The organism is Bradyrhizobium vignae (assembly GCF_900324035.1).
In the GTDB taxonomy this organism is placed as follows: Bacteria; Pseudomonadota; Alphaproteobacteria; order Rhizobiales; family Xanthobacteraceae; genus Bradyrhizobium; species Bradyrhizobium vignae.
Map to the genome: position 1 here is coordinate 6,727,298 of NZ_LS398110.1, position 20,187 is coordinate 6,747,484.

General features: G+C 58.3%; 13 protein-coding genes and 4 pseudogenes. 2 read left to right on the forward strand and 15 right to left on the reverse strand.

Annotated elements, in window-relative coordinates; translation table 11 throughout:
- Positions 1-1,021: 1,021 nt before the first annotated feature.
- A complete protein-coding gene (locus BRAD3257_RS32545) occupies positions 1,022-2,224 on the forward strand; it encodes an aminotransferase-like domain-containing protein (protein ID WP_122405268.1) in 1,203 nt (400 codons plus the stop codon).
- Positions 2,225-2,272: 48 nt separating this feature from the next.
- Positions 2,273-2,599 (forward strand): hypothetical protein, encoded by a 327-nt coding sequence (locus BRAD3257_RS42480; RefSeq protein WP_488225963.1) that lies wholly within the window; start codon positions 2,273-2,275, stop codon positions 2,597-2,599.
- Positions 2,600-4,699: 2,100 nt separating this feature from the next.
- On the opposite strand, the gene BRAD3257_RS42485 is transcribed toward BRAD3257_RS42480, so the two are convergent.
- From BRAD3257_RS42485 to BRAD3257_RS32620, 15 genes and pseudogenes are all read right to left on the reverse strand, one after another.
- Positions 4,700-4,990 (reverse strand): sigma 54-interacting transcriptional regulator, encoded by a 291-nt coding sequence (locus BRAD3257_RS42485; RefSeq protein ID WP_488225967.1) that lies wholly within the window; start codon positions 4,988-4,990, stop codon positions 4,700-4,702.
- Positions 4,991-5,230: 240 nt separating this feature from the next.
- Positions 5,231-5,482 (reverse strand): annotated as a pseudogene (locus BRAD3257_RS32555) (hypothetical protein); the annotation flags it as partial.
- A gap of 120 nt (positions 5,483-5,602) precedes the next feature.
- A pseudogene (locus BRAD3257_RS32560) lies at positions 5,603-6,282 on the reverse strand (IS110 family transposase); the annotation flags it as partial.
- A 374-nt stretch (positions 6,283-6,656) separates the two neighbouring features.
- Positions 6,657-7,574, reverse strand: coding sequence for a dTDP-4-dehydrorhamnose reductase (rfbD, locus tag BRAD3257_RS32565; RefSeq protein WP_122406880.1), 918 nt, complete (start codon positions 7,572-7,574; stop codon positions 6,657-6,659).
- A 273-nt stretch (positions 7,575-7,847) separates the two neighbouring features.
- Positions 7,848-9,490: pseudogene (locus BRAD3257_RS32570) on the reverse strand (MFS transporter).
- A 574-nt stretch (positions 9,491-10,064) separates the two neighbouring features.
- Positions 10,065-11,069 (reverse strand): LysR family transcriptional regulator, encoded by a 1,005-nt coding sequence (locus tag BRAD3257_RS32575; RefSeq protein WP_122405270.1) that lies wholly within the window; start codon positions 11,067-11,069, stop codon positions 10,065-10,067.
- A gap of 297 nt (positions 11,070-11,366) precedes the next feature.
- A complete protein-coding gene (locus BRAD3257_RS32580; protein ID WP_122405271.1) occupies positions 11,367-13,052 on the reverse strand; it encodes an MFS transporter in 1,686 nt (561 codons plus the stop codon).
- 39 nt (positions 13,053-13,091) lie between these two features.
- Positions 13,092-14,456, reverse strand: a complete 1,365-nt coding sequence (locus tag BRAD3257_RS32585) for an NAD(P)/FAD-dependent oxidoreductase (RefSeq protein ID WP_122405272.1) — start codon at positions 14,454-14,456, stop codon at positions 13,092-13,094.
- Positions 14,453-15,559, reverse strand: coding sequence for an NAD(P)-binding domain-containing protein (locus tag BRAD3257_RS32590; RefSeq protein ID WP_160118895.1), 1,107 nt, complete (start codon positions 15,557-15,559; stop codon positions 14,453-14,455). Before BRAD3257_RS32590 ends, BRAD3257_RS32585 begins: the two co-directional genes overlap by 4 nt.
- A complete protein-coding gene (locus BRAD3257_RS32595) occupies positions 15,456-16,268 on the reverse strand; it encodes an enoyl-CoA hydratase/isomerase family protein (protein ID WP_160118896.1) in 813 nt (270 codons plus the stop codon). Before BRAD3257_RS32595 ends, BRAD3257_RS32590 begins: the two co-directional genes overlap by 104 nt.
- 177 nt (positions 16,269-16,445) lie before the next feature.
- Positions 16,446-17,240, reverse strand: coding sequence for an amino acid ABC transporter ATP-binding protein (locus BRAD3257_RS32600; RefSeq protein ID WP_122405275.1), 795 nt, complete (start codon positions 17,238-17,240; stop codon positions 16,446-16,448).
- Between the two features lie 61 nt (positions 17,241-17,301).
- Entirely contained in the window at positions 17,302-17,949 is a 648-nt protein-coding gene (locus tag BRAD3257_RS32605; protein WP_122405276.1) for an amino acid ABC transporter permease, read from the reverse strand.
- Complete coding sequence (locus BRAD3257_RS32610; RefSeq protein WP_122405277.1) at positions 17,946-18,659, reverse strand: amino acid ABC transporter permease; 714 nt, start codon at positions 18,657-18,659, stop codon at positions 17,946-17,948. Before BRAD3257_RS32610 ends, BRAD3257_RS32605 begins: the two co-directional genes overlap by 4 nt.
- A 12-nt stretch (positions 18,660-18,671) precedes the next feature.
- Positions 18,672-19,529, reverse strand: coding sequence for an ectoine/hydroxyectoine ABC transporter substrate-binding protein EhuB (ehuB, locus tag BRAD3257_RS32615; protein ID WP_122405278.1), 858 nt, complete (start codon positions 19,527-19,529; stop codon positions 18,672-18,674).
- Positions 19,530-19,892: 363 nt separating this feature from the next.
- Positions 19,893-20,171, reverse strand: a pseudogene (locus BRAD3257_RS32620) (hypothetical protein).
- Positions 20,172-20,187: the final 16 nt, after the last annotated feature.

Here is a 20,187-nt window from a genome sequence, read left to right on the forward strand (position 1 = left end):
GGGGCCAAAAATGCGCAAGGGCTACCAGCTAAATGCCGCATCGTAATACGGATCCGGCGCCGGTTAGAATCTCTGCGGTTTTGGGACGAGACCCACGTTTGGACCACCTGAAACTAGACGCCTCTAATCACGTTGGCCGACCGGCCGCCGGAAGTGGTGGCACAACGCGCCAGCCTTGAGCACGGTTGATCACCGTCTACTCCACACCGCCGAACATTCATCCAGCAGCGGCGGGCTTTCCCGTAATGTGCGACGGTGACCAAGACTACGCCACAGCCGCGCGAATCGGCGGTCCGGCTACGATCGCGGCCGCATAGCCGTTGAGATAGGAATGAACCCGCTATCTCGGAGACGCCCACACCCTACTCAACGCTCTCCACCACGATCCGGCCCTTCTATTCGCGCGTCCATTGTCGCAGGCGACGCTCCCAGTGATCACCTCGACGCGACGATAGGAATCACCTTCCCGCCTCATGCAAGGCATTTGCCATCATTCCAGTCTGCCGATCCGCTCATACCAGGCTGTGTCGCGTGCTAGCCCAGGATACCTTGGGGCCCCGCCGGCGACAATCATTAATCAGCGATCGAAATTACCGAGATCTCTTCAGATCTCGTTTGCTCCTAAAGAATTCACGTCTGCCGCGGAGGCGTTCATTAAAACTCCTACGCCAGTCTCGACTTCAGACGCGGCCGGACGATCGCCTTTTGTCACGACGCTTGAGCTCCCACAAGCGCGAGCCTTGGCATTGCAATTGCAGTACGCTCGGTGAAGGCTATGAGTTAACAACGCTGAACGATCACCACTGTCTCACGAGCTTGTCGACCACCGAGGCATGACGCTTGATTTTCGGGTTCGCTCATCAAATTATTCTGATCGGCCACATCCGGCGGAGAACAACTATATGGCGGTAGGCTAAACCTACCATACGTCTCTAAGGCAGCGTCTGCAAACCTCATCGCGACCTCCAGGAAGCGCATCTGGACCGGAAACAGTTAGACAGATACATCTAGCGAGACGACCATGAGATCGCACGCCTCCTACCGTAGCTCTATCGCGCAGCATTTTGCGCCGTTCAACTACTCGGGCATAAAGCACGTAATCAATTTCAGCTACGGAGCTCCCGATCCAGCCACGTTTGTAGAACTCGCCTGGCCAGATGCGTTTAACCAGAATACCGGCGTCGCCGCCGCGGACCTCATGCAGTATACGGACGCGATGGGTCTGCCGGAGCTCGTCACCAAGCTCGCACTACGGTACAACGTGCGGCATGACCAAGTCATCGTCACGGGGGGCGCTTCAGAGGCCATACAGCTACTTATCGAAGCTTGGATTAATCCCGGTGATGTCATCCTCACAGAGGATCCGTCCTACTTGGGCGCGCTACGCACGTTTTCTGTATTGGGTGCAACCGTCCTCCAGCTAGGCATGAGTGCAGAAGGCGTAGATCTTAATGAGCTCAAAGAGGTATTGCAGACCAGCTCTCGCGTGAAGCTCTTCTATACATCACCAGCATTTCATAACCCAACTGGACGCGAATTGTCGCGCACCCATATGGCCGAGGTGGCAGCGCTCCTAGCCCACCACGGCCTACCGTTGATCCAGGACCTCGTCTATGCAGAGTTATCCTATAACGGTGCAGTTGACTGGTTGGCACCAGGCGGCAACGTGATTAACATCCATAGCATGTCCAACATTGCCGCGCCCGGATTACGAGTAGGCTGCGTGCTTGCAGAGTCTGATATCATCGCCAGGCTTGCACGGCTCAAATGTGATGGCGGCGTAAGCCCCATTATCAGCAACATCGTCTTAGGATTGTTGCAGTCTGGCGCTCTTGATGCGCACATTTCTCGGCTACGGCAGCATTATCGCGCCAAGCGAGACACCATGCACACGCTGTTGCGACGTAGCTGCATTTGCGAGCCAGGATACGTTGTACCATCGGGCGGTTTTTCGTTTTGGGTACGGCTGGCCGCCAACACTGATATTCAGACCTTCATTGAGGCTGCGCGCCGCGAGCACGACGTGCACCTTATACATGGCCGTAGCTATGGTCCAGGAAGCGGCCATCATGTACGCCTGTGCTTTAGCTATCTTCCGACAGCTGCAATTGAGCAGGGGCTGTCGAGACTGAATGACTTGCATGCGAAGCTCCACTCGCACTCTGGCCCGCGTACTCGAAAACTCGAGGATCTGAACAGCGACATCGGCGCATTTTCTGTCTAGGGGTCTCACAGTACTCGACACCACCAAAATCGGCGGAAGGACAATGCAATGGTTTTCTGTGAAGATGGATTTCGTCTTCCAGCGTCCCGAACGGGACATCCACGATATGGCTCGTGTCGAACGGCCCGGGTCACGTCTTGGATCCGCCGGAACTCCTTGCAGTTAATCGAGGCGCGCCTCGTCGTCGCGGCTCCGCACTTGTCCGCGATCTATCTTCTCTCCCGGCTCGAAGCGCATGCGCCCGGTCGGTTCAGCGGCCATCAGCGGCGTACGGTGCAGCGATTGGTGAAGAATTGGCGATCAAAGGCCGCTCGACAACTCATCAGCGGCACAGAAATCACACCATCGTTTCAACCTTCGTGTCTTAGTCTCTAATCCCGACAGGTTCTTTCGCCGAATCACCGCAAGCCGCTCGCTCGCTACGGCGCTCTGGAGGGCGCGCTTCGCGAGCGGCTTGCTCGGACTCGCGGCAGCTGATTCGGGAGACACTAGGGTGCGTTTCGGTAACATTGTCATCGAGGCAATATGAGGGGGCAGTTTTCCATGGCGCGCGACACCAATCGGCCAGTCTTGACCAGGAGACCATTTCCAGCACACTTAAATCCGTCAGCCGTATTTGCTCCGCACCTGATCACGATCACTGGAACCCGTGATCACCATCGCCTGCAACACCTGATCACCATCCCTGGAATGCGCAGTGATATGGCTTAACTCTCGAGAACGTGTCGCGAGTGGTCTCCCAAATGCGCAAAGTAGGCATCCTTTATCCGGCAAGACGCAATGGGAACTTGCATGAAAACTCGCGCTAGCTTGAATCGCTGAGCTTCAACGAACCGCGCTAAAACATTGAGAGCAGCAGCTGCTGGCTAGCGGCGCTTTGGCGGCCAGCACGCCCGGCATTATTCGAATTTGCCGCACTATTCCTGCCGGTCTCGGCAGGGGGAGCATTTTTCGGCGCGGATAAGGTGCGGTTCGCGTTTCGCGGCAGGAATGAAGGATGCAGCAAGCTATCTCACCTTCGGTAAAATGCCGCGCGATGTGGTGAGCGGTTTCACAATCTCGATACAGCAACTTTGATTAGTCTCGTATAAATGCGCGGCCTTCTAATCCTCCGTGCGTGGCTCTTGTAATTATGCTGGTCCCAGGTCGTCAGAACCACCTGGTTTCGTTCTGCGCCGGACGTCACCCATCCCACCGGTCAACGTATCCAAACAACTTTGGCTCGAGCAAAGATTATCCGGTCGCGATCGGATGCTCGCAGGCGGACCTACTCCAGCGCGACAAGAGTCTATCAACATCGTCGCTCGGATCCGTTGCTCTTGCCGCGTTCGCCGGCTGCGCGCGCCCTTGCCGACTTCAATCTCTTCCGATCTGCGTCGGCGTTGGTCAACCGAGTCGCCATCGACATCGGTTGCTCACAAGTGAGCCCATCGACTTCTACCGGTAGCTCCTAGTGATCTGGCGCGCTTCCATAGATCCGCTCAAACAGCATCTGTGAGATGTAACCCCATTGCTTACTCTGCGGCAAGGCCCCATGAGGATGAGCGAATTGAAGACTGCACGGGTGTGAGACTGCGAAGCATATTCAAGGCCGGACAATGACGATCGATGATATTTTTGAGCGATGCGAGCTCAGCGTCGGAGGCCGGGCTGTCCAGGATCACCTCAACGTGGATCGCTCGTCCTGGCGCCGGTTTAGCAAGCCGCCTATCGCGTTCTCCTCGATGAACCGAACAGATACTCCATCGAGGGGAATTCCGAGCTTTTCGGCATTGAGGCGATAACTGATCTCATGGCAAAATCCGAGGTCTGCCAATACGTTTTCTCAACAGCGCTCTCACTGTCCTGCGGCGCTTGCCAGGACACGTTCTCTCGCCGGGGCGACGTATGCACTGTCGTCGAATTGAGACCTCGACACATTCCCGTTACATCGAATGGATGGAGCCGCGAGGGAGTCCCGACTTCCAAGCTCCGGGATCGAGCCAATGCGAGCACGATCCACATGATCATCAGATCGATCGTGCGCTCAGGCTCTCGCGCACATTGGAGTGACGGCACGAAAACCGGACTGACGTCTACCAAGAGTACAAGCGCGCTCGGGATTGCAGGCCCGGCTATGTTGAGCACAGGATGCTCAACAATGCAGGATTTCAATTAGACGGAAACAACCGGGATCGAGGTCCCGGCTCTCGCCGAGTTCAACGACCAGCCGCCTTGAGTGAGCGACAGGTCGAGACGTAGCGTGCAAACGGCTCGCTGGATCTTGCGCGTCGGGGGCATTCCTCTCGAAACGAAGTTTGTTGATCGGCCCGCTCTACGTATCTTCAGGATCTCCTTATACGCGATAGCGTATGTTCGGAAACTTTATACGGATATGCCCATTCCTCAGAATCGACTGCGTCTCGAAGCGACTCAAGCGCCTCCGCGCATGAGCATGACGTGCCATCGTAATCGTGTCGGGACGGATAGGTAGGTTTAGCCACGCCTTGCAGCGAACATTGGGAACCAAATCTCTGGCCTAAAACCTACTGTCGCGTGTTCGTCTACTGACTTTCCGAGCTTGCTGCTGGCCTCGGGATAGGACGGCAGATAGCGCCCGACACGTTCTGGTGCGCGCACAGTGCACAGGGGAGACACAGGGCATTGGATGGCGCGCGCGAACACTTCCTTGCCGACGCCGGTCTCGCCATGCAGCAGCACCGGGAGCGTCGGACGAGAGCCGACCGGCGCGCACTGGCTCGCGATGACGACGCGGGACCATCTCACTATAACAATCGGCAAGACACCAATGTCGTGAGGTCCCCATGCCCAGCTACCGCCAGCAGCTCGCCGCGACCGCCTCTTACAATCTCGGCACGTTCGAGTTCCTGGTTGATGGCAGCGCCGACGACAGCTTTGCTCTTCCGCTAATCTCGATTGCTCTATGCGGCCGGCCTGGACAACTGATCGCGGGGGAATTGGCTTTAAGTCGCTCGGAGACGCCCAACTCTCTCTCTACCATCCGATCGGCTGTGCTTCCATGACTTCTAGTACCGCGCGCCCCTTCTCAGTGATGCGCCAACCGCCATGGATACGCTCAATGAGACCATCCGAAAAAATATCAAGATACGGCATACGGCTGGCCAGCCTTTTTGTGCGCTCGGACCAGTCCCGACCGCTCGTCGCTAAGATAACCATGTCGCGTTTGAGGTCCGACAGTGCCGCGAACCCATCCGGATAGCTCACGAGGATCTTCAGGACTGTGACTTGGAAGTTCACCTGATTGAAAAATGCGCTACCGCCACATGGTCGGGGCTTGAGAAAGGGCCACGCACCGGCGCACCACGCGCTCAAAATAGACGTCAAGCGCCAATCAAATGGGCCTCAGAGCTACGCTTACGTTTGAAGCGCCCGCACGAGCGGCTAAGGACCAGGCCGAGACGAACTCTTCGTGCGCTCCAGACGTTCGACCCGCTCCTTGGCGATGCGAACTGCTTCGACCATTTCTTGGAGCGCGATCTGATGCGCGGGATGATCGAACTGCTGTTCCTGAAGCCAACGCAGATAGCGCATCGTCCATCCCTTCTTGCGGAGATAGGTGCGGCCGTGCTTGAGCATGAAGGCGCTCACCTGTTGGCGGTGGCCCCGCAGCGCCTCAACGCCGCCGCTCGGGCGCGAACGAGATCGCGCATCGCTTCGTGGCTTTCATCGGGAACCCACACCGCCATCAGCTCGCCGGCGCGCAGCAGCCGGGGAAGAGAAACAGCGTCCCGGCGGTTCGTCTTCACGCGATCGCCCGGCTTCCTGGGGATCAGCGACGGCGCAACCACGGTGCATTCATGGCCCAGCGACCGGATGAGGCGATAAAGGCCATAGCCCGTCGGACCGGCCTCATAACAGAAATGCACACCCCCAAACCGGCTGGCGATCCGTTCAACGACCCGGCGCATGCCGGTCGCCGACGCGTCGACCTCACCGAAGAAACGAACCTCTCCTTCCCGGCCTGTTTCCGCGATCGCGATGGCGTTTTTCAGCTTCGCGACGTCGATTCCGACAAATGCTTCCCTATAATCTGCCACGGCTCGTCCTCCTGTGATGAGGATCGGCTCGGTACGCCCGAGTAACCCTCGGACACGCAGTGTAGGGCGAGCCACCTCACCGGAAGAGGCGGACATACGGCCTTACGAAGCAGGAAATGCAATAGAGACATCGTGAGTTGCGCATTCAATGCGTCGATCGATCGCTCGCGCCTCGCTGCAGGATTGGCTCGGCAGTTTGATATCCACGGCCTAGTGAGCCGGCGGAGCGCGAGCCACACCTGGACCGCAAAGATCATTATCACGCTCCGCGAGGACACGCGTTCCGCTGCTACACGACGGCGCGTGTCGCCGTCAGCATACCCCTCGCCGCTTGTAAAACAACGTTACGCTTGTTTGCGGCGCTAAGCAGCCTGCTATTGTGATCCGGGATCAGAGCTCCGGAAAGACTCAGCGAGAGCATCGAGTTCGACCTCAAGCGTGTCCTGCCAGCTCGGCATCGATATTCCAAAACTGTCGCTCAGTTTGCTCAGATCAAATCGCGAATTGTGCGGCCGTCGAGCCTTGGTGGGGTATCCTTCGGTCTTGAGCGATACAACCCGCTCCGCCTTCATGTAGATCGCGCGTTTTTTTAGTCCAGCGAGGATCGCGGAGGCAAACCCGTGCCAGCTGGTTTCGCCTGAACATGCGACATGGATGACATCACCTTCGGGCGGGAGGCTGCGTATCGAATGGCCGCCGGGTCCCAAAAGTCTTGCTACCGCAGCTGCGATCACATGCGCTGAGGTCGGAGCCCCAAACTGATCAGCAACGACACGCAATTCCTCACGCTCCCGGGCTAGCCTGGCGATCGTCAGCATGAAATTGCGCCCATGGTTTGAATAGACCCACGAGATCCGAACGATCAGATGCGGCCCTCCGGTCGCGCGCACTGCGTCCTCGCCGGCCAGTTTCGAGGCTCCGTAGGTCGAAACGGGCGCGGTGACATCGTTCTCGCGCCACGGGAGATGTCCAGATCCATCAAATACGTAGTCGGTCGAAAAATGAATCAGCGGAACGCCTCGGCGCGCCGCCCACCGAGCCATCTGACCGGGGGCTACTGCGTTCACACGATAAGCGAGCTCGCTCTCGTCCTCAGCCCGATCCACGGCGGTATAAGCAGCGGGATTGACGATCAGCTCTGGGTTCAGCTGATCGAGCCGACCCTCAATCTCCTGAGGCAGCGCAAGGTCCAATTCACGCCGCGTTGGCGCCAGCACAGTTCCCAGCTTTGCAAGCGGTGACCGAAGTGCGCGACCAACCTGGCCCGATGTTCCCGTCAAAAGAATTCTCAATTCAGGACTCCCAGCGCCGGGAGGAGGGCTGGTTTCGAGCAGGCGAAAGCTGGTGGCGGTTCCGGGCGACATATTTCGCCAATTCGATCGCGAGATCGGAATCAGTCCGCCACATGACCATCTCGACTTCTTACCACATTTGACGGTTGGGTGATTTCGAAAGTAGCGTGTGGACTTTGCCAACGCTGAACGCCAACGCGCACGACAAGGCAAGCGGCGCGAGGCGCGTATGGCGTTGTGTAAGACAGAGACGCATCAATGATGTACGAACAATTATGGATGGAAGGTAAGGGGCGTCAATTGATTGGGCCTGCGCGTCGGCCCTGTTGGTCGCTCAATGAAGAGTGTCGTTTGCGGTGGACTCGTTCCAGCGTGGAATTCGAGGACACGTGCTTCAAGCTCCTTATTTGTTGTTGTGAAGCGATGATTTAGGCGAAGATAATCCGTCCAGGTTGGCGTGCTGAATGTCTCCGTCCAATGCGAGGGCTCTTGAAGGTCGCGCAGGAGGGTCCCACGCGAGCGCCGACCCGGCTCTGAACCTGCCGTCGTTCGCGCATGAAGCCAAGGAAAGCCTGGACGTTTCTCTTCGCTATTAAATATTCAATCTTGACGACGACAGGACTGCATCTCGTGTTTAGATCGAGGGCGAGTGCTGGCGCGTCGAATTCCTCCAAAGGGTCGAGGTCTGACTCTCGACACTCGCCAACTGGCAAAAGGAAGCCTGTGGCAGCGACCAGCAGTAGGCCGCCGGCGGAGCCTGCCAGCGCCCAAGACACGGAGCATTTTTGGGCCACTGTGCCCCAAACCCAGCTGCCGGCGGCGATACCGCCGTAGGTCAAGGCACAATATATCGACAGCGTACGACCAACGATCCATCGTGGACTCGCCAATTGCACACTGACGCCAAGTCCTGACCAGGCGACGACCCAACCTGCGCCTCCCAGGGCCAGTGCGGCTGCCGCTAGTATGAGCGGGGGGTGGAGAGCCAGAGATAGCGAGCATACGGCGCAGGCGATGCATGCGAGCTCTATGAGCCGCTCTTGCGATAGTGTTTGTCTGAATAGGCCATTGGAGATGCCGGCAAAAAAGGCGCCCGTTCCGAAGCCGGCCATCAGAGTGCCGTATGTGATCGGCCCTCCCATCAACTGATCTCGAACTATGAGGGGAAGCAGTGCGAGTATAGAGGTGCTGGCCCAGCCAAAGAGAGTTCCACGCGCGATGGACGCCTTGATTTCCGAGGACATTGCGGTGAAGCGCACCCTGTCATGGATGGCCGTGGCCATCGATTCGGGCGGGAGAGATGAAGACCGCACTTTCCATGCGCAGCACCAAATAGCTCCCAGCGGCGCGAGATAGCTGAGCGTGTTTAGGGCGAACGTTGTCAGAACTCCGAATGAGGTAACGATGACGCCACCGAGCGCCGGGCCGCTGCGGACAATGTTGAACCCGACAGAAAGGAGTGTGACGGCATCTGCAAGGTGTCGTCTGTCTACAATGTCGCCTACCGACGCCTGCCAGGCTGGATTGTTGAGAGCGGCGCCGCATCCGACCAAAACGCTGAAGCCGAGGATGATCCACGGATCCATATCGCCTAGCGCTATGATAGTGGTCAGTATGGCATATGCCAAGGCCATGAGACATTGAGTGGCGAGCATAACTCTGCGACGATTGAAATTACCGGCAATGGCTCCCGCTAAGATAAACAAGATGAAAGTCGGAAGTGTCGATGACGCCTGAACCAACGCAACCATCAGATCGGAATTCGAGATTGTAGCCATTAACCAACCGATGGCGACCGTCTGGATCGGAGTGCCAAGGCTGGAAATCTGCGCCGCAAGCCAGATCGAACGGAAGGTAGAGTTTCTAAGCGGCGCCAACGGAGTTGTTGATATTGAATTCGCACCCGGGCGCGCCACCCTGCACACGCGCGAACATCACGGGTGGTGCACCTGCGCGACCCAGCAGCTTCAGCGCACCTGACCTATCAACGGCCTCGATAAGGAGGTCGAAGAGTTCGACAGTCAGAGTTGTCGCCCCCCTCTTCTTGAAGAGAGTGCCTTGATGAAGATCTCTCAGGTGTGGACGGGATGGATCGAAACGCGACTCCCTTGTACTCGGCCATTATTGATCTCAGGACAGCCACTCGGAACGTCGATGTACGACTGATCAAAAGCGCCTATTGAAATCATGGACGACGTGAGCCTAGCTGATTCCAATACCAATTTTAGATAGGTTAAGACCAGTTCGGAATGGATCACTCCGACAGCGCCACGCGTCGAAACAGGCGCACCAGCCGAAAGACCCAAGTTAATCCACCGTGCGAATCGTTACCGCTGGCGCGAGAAGTCTCTTGTGGGCCATGGCTTCATCAGAAATGGAAAATCGATATATCATTTAGCTCTGTGCCGTCAGTTCGGCTGAAAGGGGGCTCTCAAGCGGAGGACGAAAGCAGAGACAGCGGCTGGCCTGTTCGATGCGAAGCCGTTCGTTTCAGGCGCGGCGCACTGCGCGTTTCCGTCCGCCACGCGCTGCATGGCGTGGTTTGTGTCTTATGAGCTCGGTCTCACTCCGTCGCGCTATGGCCGGACGAGGCATCGGAACCCAGTTTTCGTGCTGCTGCAAGGAGGTAAATAGTGAATCAACAGCCACGCGCGTTAATCCAACATACTCATCCGATCTGCAAACAACCGAGGTCCACCAATGGATTGGCGAGCCTTCCAGAGGTCGCCAGACAAACTCTTCCGACCCGGCTTCGCCGCGCCGCTTCGCAAGCCGCTCTACGGCAAGCACCACCCCGGACTCTGTCCTAAGAAACGTCTTCGTCATCCTCGCGCTATGCAGAACGCGCGGGGGAACGTAACCTCCCGCCCGGCAAAGAGCGAGCAGCTCATCGTAGAGGCCTGGGGAAAAATGACGCTGAAACTGCACGAGCGGATAGGGACTGAGGTCGGAAAGATGCAGTTTTTCGACCTTTGCAAGTGGATGGTCTGCAGCCATAACCACGCCAAGCGGCTGCCCGAGCGGAGCCGAGACACGAAGCCCGCGCTTCGGAAACGGATGCCGAAAAACACCTATATCGATCTCTCCAGCCGTCAACAGGGTTTGTTGCTCCGCTGTAGATGCCTCAACAATATTTACTTGCATCTGCTCCTGCTGCAGGCGGTTTATGACGTCCGACAGCACGCCTCGCGACGTTTCAGGAGGGAGTGCAATCCGAAGCCGGCGTGACTGGCTCGGTGACATTGATCGCGCAACACGTACTGCGGCATCAAATGCTCGTACAGCATCGCGCGCCTTGGGAAGGAAGGTCTCGCCTGCCGGAGTCAAATTGACCTTTTTGCTGGTACGGTCAAAGAGCCTCAGGCCCAGCTCTACTTCCAAATCGGCAATCCGCTTTGAGAGAGGCGGTTGGCTCATGTTCAGGTGACGAGCGGCCCTCCCGAAACTGAGGGCTTCTGCAACTGCCACGAAATAACGGAAGTGCCTGATGTCCATTTTATGACTATAGAACTACAAAGATTTACCATCAAGGACGTCCCTGTCGGCAAACGAATCTATATTACCTGTGCACCGGCTGCTGAACGCTCCAAGCGGAGACAGAGTTCGACATCTCAGAGACGAACTGCTGTGCGATCTGCCGTCGCCAGGTCCGATGAAGAGCGACTCGGCTACCGACTCGCTGGACAGCGAGATAATGCGGTCCTTCCCGCCGCTAACCACAGTCGTTGCCGGCTTCTCGGCTTCGCCTCCGCCCCTGGACCGTTTTATCGCGCTCACCCAAATTGGCGGCGGTTACGTAGTCCCTCCCGGCGTGCTTGTGACCGTGAGAACTTCGTTTGCCGCGCGGTCAGGCGAATCGTCTTTCCACCGCACCGAACCGAACGGCCGCTCGAGCATGCGGCGGACGCGCACCGGGTTCGGACCGATGTGGAAGGCCATAGCCCGCTGTTCCATCGCGCGCTCCGACTGGGTCGAGCGATTGCGGTGGCGCAAGTATTCGAGCCAAGTCGGACAGTGATAGCGCTCAGCCCACAATTCAGGGTCGGCAATATCGCGCGCGATAGACCAGCCATAGCCGCCGTTGCGCTTGCGGGACAGCTGCACTTCCTGCATCACATTGTGGAACGCCCGCGCGTTCTCCTGGGCCACGCGATATTCGATCTCAACGACCAAGGGGCCGCTGCGCCCCGTCAACGCCAGCCGCACCTCAGGATCGGCCAACATCTCGGCGTCTTGGCTGCGGGCGTTGATGCGCGGCATACGCAACCACAAGCCGATAAGCGGCGAGGCTGCCATCAAGCCGGCCGAAACAAGGAGCGCCGTTTCAACGCCGGCCGCGTCGGTCAAATGGCCCCAGCCCCAGCTACAAACGGCAATTCCACCGGATCCTGCAGCCTGATATGCGGCGAGCGAGCGCCCCGCAACCCATCGCGGCGCCGATAGCTGCACGGCAATATTGAGCAGCGTTCCTGCCATAATCCAGCAGGCGCCCGCCAGGACGAGCGCGGCCGCGGTCAAAACCGGTTCATGGCTCAGCGCGACCGCAGCCGTGGCCCCGCCCATCGACAGTGCGCAGGCGCGTATCGCAGCCTCGCCACTCATGCGCTTGCGTACCTCGGTGGTACTGATTGCGCCGATCACTGCGCCTAAACCAAAGGCGCCAAGCATGATCCCATAGGTCTGAGCGCCGCCTTGGAGGAGATCGCGAGCGACCAGCGGCATTAGGGCAGTGATTGCGCCACCGATGCCGCCGGTCACCATGGAGCGGGTCAGCACGACCTTAATAGATGGCGAGTTGGCGATGTAGCGCACGCCGGAGACCATCGCACGTCCGAGCTTTTCAGGAGGCAGGCGCGAGGGCGTGGCGACCCGTCTCCAAAGGAACAACGCGACAATCAGCGGCAGAAATAGCACCGAATTTAGGGCGAAAGCGGCCACTGCGCCGACGGTTGCGACAATGACCCCGCCGATGGCGGGGCCTACGCTGCGCGCGATGTTGTAGCTGATCCCGTTCAGTGCGACCGCCGCAGGAAGAGTCTCGGATGGGACCTGCTCGTTCACCGATGATTGCCAGGCAGGCCCCATCAGGGCCATGCCGCACCCGACAACAAAGCAGAGTAGCAGCAAGAGGTTGGGAACAATCAGGTCGAACCAGGCGAGCGTCGTCAGCGCGCTAGCGCCGGCGAGCGCGATCGAGAGTGCGACGAGTGCCACCACACGGCGGTCGTACATGTCGGCAATTGCGCCGGCCGGCATCGAGATCAACATGACTGGCAGCATGAGCGCGGTCTGGACCAGTGCGACCTTATCGGCCGACGATGTCATCTGGGTCATTGTCCAAGCGGCACCGACGCCTTGAATGAGCATCCCGAGGTTCGATAGTACGCTCGCGAGCCAGACGCGCCGGAAGGTGATGTGGCGGAGCGGTGCGGTGATGCCGTCAGCGCTTGAGGCCTTGGGCTTGCGAGGATTGCTCATATAGCTCGCCGAGTTTCTTTCGGTTGATTCTGGGCCGGGTCAGTGAGGCGCAGGCGAGCTGCACGCGACAGCAAGGTCTTTTAACAACCCCTCTAACGCGCAACTCGGCCCACCTACCCCTGTCATTGATGTTTTGCGCAGACGTTGCCAGCTCTCTTCCGAACGCCAAAAACGGCATGAACCGAGCTCCCTCGAATAGTTGGACGAGATGCCGATCACCATGTCAGCAACAACGCCTGCTGTAACCGGAGCTAGTGTCAGTCCCAAATGCCCGTCACCAGATGACACGAAAACAGAGCGATGCCCGAGGACCTGCTCGACGACTGGTAAAGAGTCAGGTGTGGTGGGGCGTTCCCCACTGCACACCTCAAGCCCAGGTCGGGGCCTGAGGATGGGGAGCAGCCTGCGCAAGCGATTCAGCGCCGATAAGAGTAGCCTAGGTTGCTCTTGGAAATCGGGGCAGCCAAAGTGACTGATGCCGGCGATGCGCGCTCCGTGTGGACTTGGCGTCAGGACAACGCCGAAACGTGGCAGCGCAGTCGGTCGACTGATGAAGCCACGATCGACGTCCAGCTCGAGATGGTACCCTCTTTCGGAAACAAGCGGAATCTGATGACGGCAGTCCGCCAAAAGTCGGTTTGCGCGCGCTCCGGTTGCGAGTACCACGAGCGGGGACAGGTAATTCTCCCGAGCACCTCTGAGAAAAACTTGTCCATCGGATTCTGTTTCCAGCCTCTCGACCCGATCGCACCGCAAGCGGCCGCCGCGCTGGGCAAACACGTTAGCGAGAGTGGCTACGAATGCCGCGGGATCTGTGACGTGGCCTGCGCCCTCCAAGAAGGTAGCGCCGCTCGCGAGCCCGGCAATTGCAGGCTCGAGTTCAACCAGATCTGTCCCTGAAATCGTTTTGGCAGTCGAGCCCAGCGAGTTACGGATCGCGTTGAGCCGGATTGCTGCGTCAAGCTCCGACACGTCAAGGTGGAGAGCGAGATACCCATATCTGTTGATGGGCGGCATTTCGGCGCCGAGCAGCAGCTGGTATGACTGAAGCGCGCTTCGGCAGAGCCCATGAATCACGGCAGTGTTGTGCCAGACTGTGTCCCTGCGAGTCACCGTTGCGTACTGGAGCGCCCACGGCAAGAGGCGCGCGACTGAGGCCCAATCAAGGGCGGCGGGTGAACTCCGGTTCAAGAAAATCGCCGGAATGTCTGTCAGGCGATAGTGAGCGCTGAGTGGAAATGCCCCTGTGGCGATTACGCCTGCGTTGCCAAAGCTACAGCTCTGCGCGACCGGATACTGGTCCAACAGCATGACTTTGAATCCGCGCTGTTGGAGCGCCAATGCCGCGGTCACGCCGACCACACTGGCGCCCACGACAAGGGCGTCGATGCTTTCTGAGGTCATCCCCGGCCCGGCTCGAGCTGAACGCCCAAGCCCTTGCGTCTTGCATTGGCGATCGCGCGGCCAGCCAAGGCAACATCAAGGATGCCAAGTCCGGCCAGATTGAGAAGGATCCGTTTCGCGTCTGGGGGAGGATGAAGTTGACCGGACATTACACTGGCCACATCTCCAGCGATTCGGTTCCAGCCGATCCCGCCCTCGCGAAAATCACTACGGCGCATCTTAACGCCCTCAATGTCGTCGACGATGATCCACGCTTGAGCGATAAGGTCGAGATCGACCTCGCGACGTGAACCAAGCGAGCAAACGATCGCGTCATCCTTGAGCCACTCTGCGCAAACGAGATCGGTTTCGACGGGAACGCCAGTGGCCGTGAAGATGACGTCAGCATCACGCACCGCGACCTGAGGATCCGAACTCGCGCAAAAGCTCACGTTTCGCCGAAGTATTGCGGCGGTAGCATCACAGGCGTGCCGTGCCTCGGATTCTTCCAGCGCGGCCACGGCGATATGTTCGACTGGCTGCGTTAGAGCCAAGTATTTGATCAATGCGCGCCCGATGGCTCCGGCGCCGATCACAGCCGCATGCTTCAGGGGGCGCCTCGAGCACGCCGCGGCGGCTGCGACCGCCATGGCGGCGGTACGTTCAGAAGTCAGCGGTGTGCCGTCCAATACACCCTCAAGCAGGCCAGTCTCCGCGTCACATACCAAGATCGTAGCCGGGACTCGTGGCAAGTCCTTTGAGGGATTCTTGTCCGAGACAGTGAACCATTTGATGCCTGCTACAGAACTTGAGAGCACGCACCCTGAGACGCTGCCCATGTGGAGGTGGTCGCTACCGATATCCACTCCAAAACCGGATTTCGGGCCTTTTACCACGCGAGCGCTGTTGGACTCGCGGAGCGTCTGGTTCACGATTTCATAGAGTTCTTCATCGCTCAGGCAGGCCCGTACGGTCGACACGTCCAGATATAGAGGCGAAACCGCGGTTGGCTTTCCGGGATCAGCTGGCATCTGCACCGGCCTTTCCACCATTTCGGCTATCGAAAAACTGAGTAATCTGTTTTTGAGGATCGCCGGTGTTAAACGCTTCGCGATAAGCGGCAATAGCCATTTTCATGGCACTGCAATATCGCTCCTGATCAAACTGGCGGCTTGCCGCCTTAGAGAGCTTGTACGCCAAGCGCGGTTGTCTCGCCAGACGCCGAGCGGCATCCAACGCAGCCTCGAGCACCTTCGACGGCTTCACGATCTCATGGATAAAGCCGAGTTGCTTTGCTTCATCGGCGTCCATCAGACGCCCCTGCAGTGAGAGCTCGATGGCCCGGCTGCCGATTCGTTCCCACATCAGCCAAGTGCCGAAGACGCTTGGCAGCCCCGATTTGACTTCCGTCTGGCCAACCCTCACCTTCGGATGCGCAACGACGTAGTCGCAGAATTGCGTGGCTTGGAAGCCTGACCCGGCCGCCACGCCGTTAAGTGCGGCAACGAGTGGTTTGCTGAACTGACGCACGGCGTCATAGCATACCATGAGGCGCTCAAGTCGCGCCTTCATCTCGCCGCCGTCGGGAAATTCCTCCATTTCGGCGAGGTCCTGGCCGGAGCAGAAGGCCTTTTCTCCTGCGCCCGTGAGGATAACTGCGTCTATATCTGGGTTGGCATCCGCGGAGAGCAGCTGACTCGTCAGCTCATCGCGCAGTGCCTGCGTCCAGGAGTTGTAGCTTTCCTGCCTGTTGATCGTGAGCACCAATACCCGATCACGGACCTCGGAGAGCAGATCCTCAGGCCTGTGGGCAAACTTTTGACCTTCCGTCATCTTGTCAACTCCGCAATCGGTTCGTGCCGGCTTGTATGCGGCTTCCCGACGTCCTTGGCACAACCGGTGTCGACGTTCCCTGTGCCGCATCTTGTACGAAATGCAGCCGCGCTCGCTACCTTCTTGAGCGCGCACCAGGAGATCTCGGATACGGTCGGCATCGGCCTGCTTGGAGCCCTAGTGATTCAGCACGGACTGTAGAAAGGCTCGCGTGCGCTCGGATTCAGGATTTGTGAAAATCTTGTCGGGCGAACCCTGCTCGATGATGCGGCCGGCATCGAAGACGGCGATGCGGTCGGAAATTTCGCGAGCGAAGCGCATTTCGTGAGTGACAATCAGTAGCGTCACGTTGCTCTCATGCGCGATACGTCGCACCACGTCGAGAACTTCTCCGGCAAGCTCGGGGTCCAACGCCGAGGTGATCTCGTCAAGCAAGAGTATCTCAGGTTTCAAGATCAGGGCGCGCGCGATCGCGATGCGCTGCTGCTGACCTCCCGAAAGCTGGGCAGGATAAGCATGGACTTTGCTTTCCAAGCCGACCATCCGAAGGTATTCGAGCGCGCTCTTTTCAGCTTGCTCTTTGGACTGCTTCAGCACGGTTGTGGGCGCAAGGATCAGGTTCTGTAGCACCGTCAGATGCGGAAACAGATTGAATTGCTGGAACACCATGCCGCACCTGCGGCGGAGTCGGGCCTCTTGTGAGCCTGAAAGCGGTTTGCCTGCCGCGTCAAGCACGATGCTTTCGCCGAAAAGGCGGATATCGCCCGTGGTCGGCTTCGCAAGGGTCATTGCCAGGCGCAGCACGGTCGTCTTTCCCGAGCCGCTTGGGCCAATCAACGTGACCTTCTCACCAGGGTGCACTTGCATGTCGAGATCGACCAATACTTGATGCGCGCCGAAGGACTTCGAGACCTTCTCGAATTCGATGGCCCACGTAGCCTGTTGCGATTTAGTGGATCCATGTGGCTCCATCGCGCTTGAGGCATCGGCAGCCGCGGGGGCGAAGGGTCCTGATCGGCTAGATTCCGCGGTGCTAAGCATGCTTGTCCTTGAATTTCTTGACGAGGTGGAGGAATGGCAAGTTCATGCCGATATAGATGACGCCTGCTAGGGTGAAGGGCTCGATGTAGCGGAAGTGTTGAAGGGCCACATCATTAGCTTCGCCCATCAATACGGGGATCCCGATTGCAAAGAGCACCGCCGTTTCCCTGAACATGCCCAGCACGTAGTTGAGCAGGGACGGGATAGATCGTCTCACCATCAATGGAACGAGCACCCGTTGCCATGTAACAAACGAGCTCAGATTGAGTGCAACGCACGCGTCACGCAGTTCGCTGGGGATCGTGATCAGGCTCCCTCGATAAACCTCGGAGGCGTACGCGGCATAGACAACGCCGAGTACGACGATGCCGATAGGTATTGCCGGAATGGTAATTCCGACCTCGGGTAGCACATAGAATGTAAAATACAGCAGCACCAGTGTCGGCACACCGCGAAAGAGCTCGAGCCAGAAGCGCACGAATGCCCGACCGACCGTGGTACTCAGGCTCTCCAGGATCGCAAGCAGCAGACCTCCGATTAGCGCAATCGTCGACCCGGCAAGCGTGATCAGGATTGTGTACCAGACGCCCAGCATGAGGGTCGGCAGGATCGTTAGGACGAAGGTCCAATCCCAGGTCATTGGGCAACTCTCACAGTGGCAGCTGCCTCGGCTTGAACCGATAGGCGGGCGGCTCGCAAGGCACGGTTCAACGGGAGAAGCTGTTCGAGCGCACGAAACGCTCCCCCGCAAAGGATGGTCAGGATCCAGTAAATGATCGCAAGCAGGCAAAAAACGGCGGCCGTCTCGAATGTTTGGCCGCGAATGTAGTTCGCAACGTAGAGCACGTCCTGTACACCGATGAAGCTCACGATCGCGGTCCACTTGACCATGCTTCTCGCGAGACTACCGAAAGCCGGCACAATCTGAGAGAGCGCCTGTGGCAAGACAACCTTCATGAAGCTCTGAAATTTGCTCAGTCCGAGTGCATGACACGCGTCAGTCTGCCCTCGATGGACAGCCTCGATGCCGGAACGGACGATCTCGGCACCGTAGGCCGCGCCATCGAGCACCAGCACGAGGATTGCCGCTGTCAAGGGGCTGAGGCGCGGCATTCCAGGTAGCAGCGGCAACACATAGAAGACCCAGAACAGGAGAACCAGAGCCGAGGGGGCGCGAACGAATTCGATGACGAGCATCGCGCTCACTCGTATCGCTGGCGTCTCGGAGAGCCTGAGCGCGCCGAGGATGAGCGCGCCCACTGCGGCACCTGGGATGATGCACGAAGCGACCCACACGGTGACCCACAAGCCCTGCGCGAGGGCGGGCCAGTACTCCACAACAGCCTTCACTGCAGTCGCTCCCTACTCGCAGCTTGGCTCGACGTCGGCGGCTTTGGTAAACTTGCTAATTCCTTGCACTATAGCGTCCCCATTTGACACTTGGTACTTCTCGTAAAGCTTCAGAAGTGTGCCGTTTCGCACCAGCACGTTGAGCTCCTTGTTGTATGCGTCGCGGAGCGCAACGTCTTCCTTGCGGAAGACCATACCCCCTGCGACCAGAGGCGCTCCTTTGTCGTGGACGAGTTCGAGGCCCTTCTGTTCTGGATGGGGAATACCCAATTGACCGGTGATATATGCGTCGGCCCGACCACCGGTGACCGTCGCGACACCTGCCTGAATGTCAGGAACGTAGATGATCTGCTCGGGTTTGACCCCCTGCTTCAGAGCATACTGCTCGTAGGGAGTGTTCTTGCCCGCTGCTACTGCCAGCTTGCTATCGGGCTGCCGCGCGATATCCGCGACGCTAGTCAGTTTTTTGGGATTTCCAGCTGAGACAAACAGTCCCGGCGGGTTCACGTAAGTTGGAGCCGAAAAGAGCACTACTTTGCAGAATGCTTCCGTGATGTTCCAGCCCGCGCCAATGTAGTCGAACTGCTTAACCTGCAGTCCCGGAATCATGGCAGACCAATCCGTGAGCACCGGCGTAAGCGCCGGCAGACCCATGTTTTTGAGCACCATGTTCTGCAGATCGACCGAAGCACCCGTTGCCTCGCCGCTCGGCGACACTATCATGTAAGGTGGAATTGATGCCAGCGCGACGGTGACTTTGCCAGCTTTTCGGATAGCGGCGAGTGTGTCCTCGGCCTGAGCGGCGATCGGGACCAAATAGCCGGTTAGTGTTACCAGCGCAACAAACAACGAGAGCTTTGTCCCACGCATAAGGCCTCCTCCATTTCAAAGTTCATCAATTCTGATTGATGCATCTTGTGCAAACTGTTTCTCGCGAGGCCAATACCAATTTAGGTAGCATATATACCAAATTGGAATTGATGGTCGGCATCCGTATGATAGTTGACTTGGCAGGCTTGGTTCTGAGCGCGTCAGATCCGGAAACTCTCGTTTGCCGCATACCGTCAAACGAAAACGTGAAGATTACAACGGTCTAAGCCGACCAAAAGCTTTCTCTCGAACACAGCGCTTGCTGCCTTCAATGACCCCGTGGTCCCTCTTGGGTCCCCAAAAACGTGCGGAACTGACGAAGTCGACATCCAGCAGTTGGGACCTAGCAGGCTGTTGAAGAGCTCAGCCGCGTTCGCAAACAAAGCCTGAATCGTCGCCATTAGAAGTGACCAACGAGCCTGCCCGCAGTGCCGATCATAGCCCATCCGCGACCGCAGGCGGCATCATTCTCATCGTGCCCTTCCATGAGAACTCCGCGCAGGCCGAACCGTCTCGCGCGCCGTAGCGGACGTCGAGAAAGACCTTCAGCGCACCGAAGGCAATTTTACCGTCGGACTTGCCGCCGAAAGTTAGATGCGCTTGTTCGACGAGATCGAGGAAGTCGCCGTCCCAGGTGTTCATTTCGACGATGCGCCAG

What these genes read in the sequence shown, in the direction of transcription:
- BRAD3257_RS32545 (WP_122405268.1), top strand. Translation starts at nt 1,022, where the DNA reads ATGAGATCGCACGCCTCCTACCGTAGCTCTATCGCGCAGCATTTTGCG.
- BRAD3257_RS42480 (WP_488225963.1), top strand. Translation starts at nt 2,273, where the DNA reads ATGGTTTTCTGTGAAGATGGATTTCGTCTTCCAGCGTCCCGAACGGGA.
- BRAD3257_RS32575 (WP_122405270.1), bottom strand. Translation starts at nt 11,069, where the DNA reads ATGGACATCAGGCACTTCCGTTATTTCGTGGCAGTTGCAGAAGCCCTC.
- BRAD3257_RS32580 (WP_122405271.1), bottom strand. Translation starts at nt 13,052, where the DNA reads ATGAGCAATCCTCGCAAGCCCAAGGCCTCAAGCGCTGACGGCATCACC.
- BRAD3257_RS32585 (WP_122405272.1), bottom strand. Translation starts at nt 14,456, where the DNA reads ATGACCTCAGAAAGCATCGACGCCCTTGTCGTGGGCGCCAGTGTGGTC.
- BRAD3257_RS32595 (WP_160118896.1), bottom strand. Translation starts at nt 16,268, where the DNA reads ATGACGGAAGGTCAAAAGTTTGCCCACAGGCCTGAGGATCTGCTCTCC.
- BRAD3257_RS32600 (WP_122405275.1), bottom strand. Translation starts at nt 17,240, where the DNA reads ATGGAGCCACATGGATCCACTAAATCGCAACAGGCTACGTGGGCCATC.
- BRAD3257_RS32605 (WP_122405276.1), bottom strand. Translation starts at nt 17,949, where the DNA reads ATGACCTGGGATTGGACCTTCGTCCTAACGATCCTGCCGACCCTCATG.
- ehuB (WP_122405278.1), bottom strand. Translation starts at nt 19,529, where the DNA reads ATGCGTGGGACAAAGCTCTCGTTGTTTGTTGCGCTGGTAACACTAACC.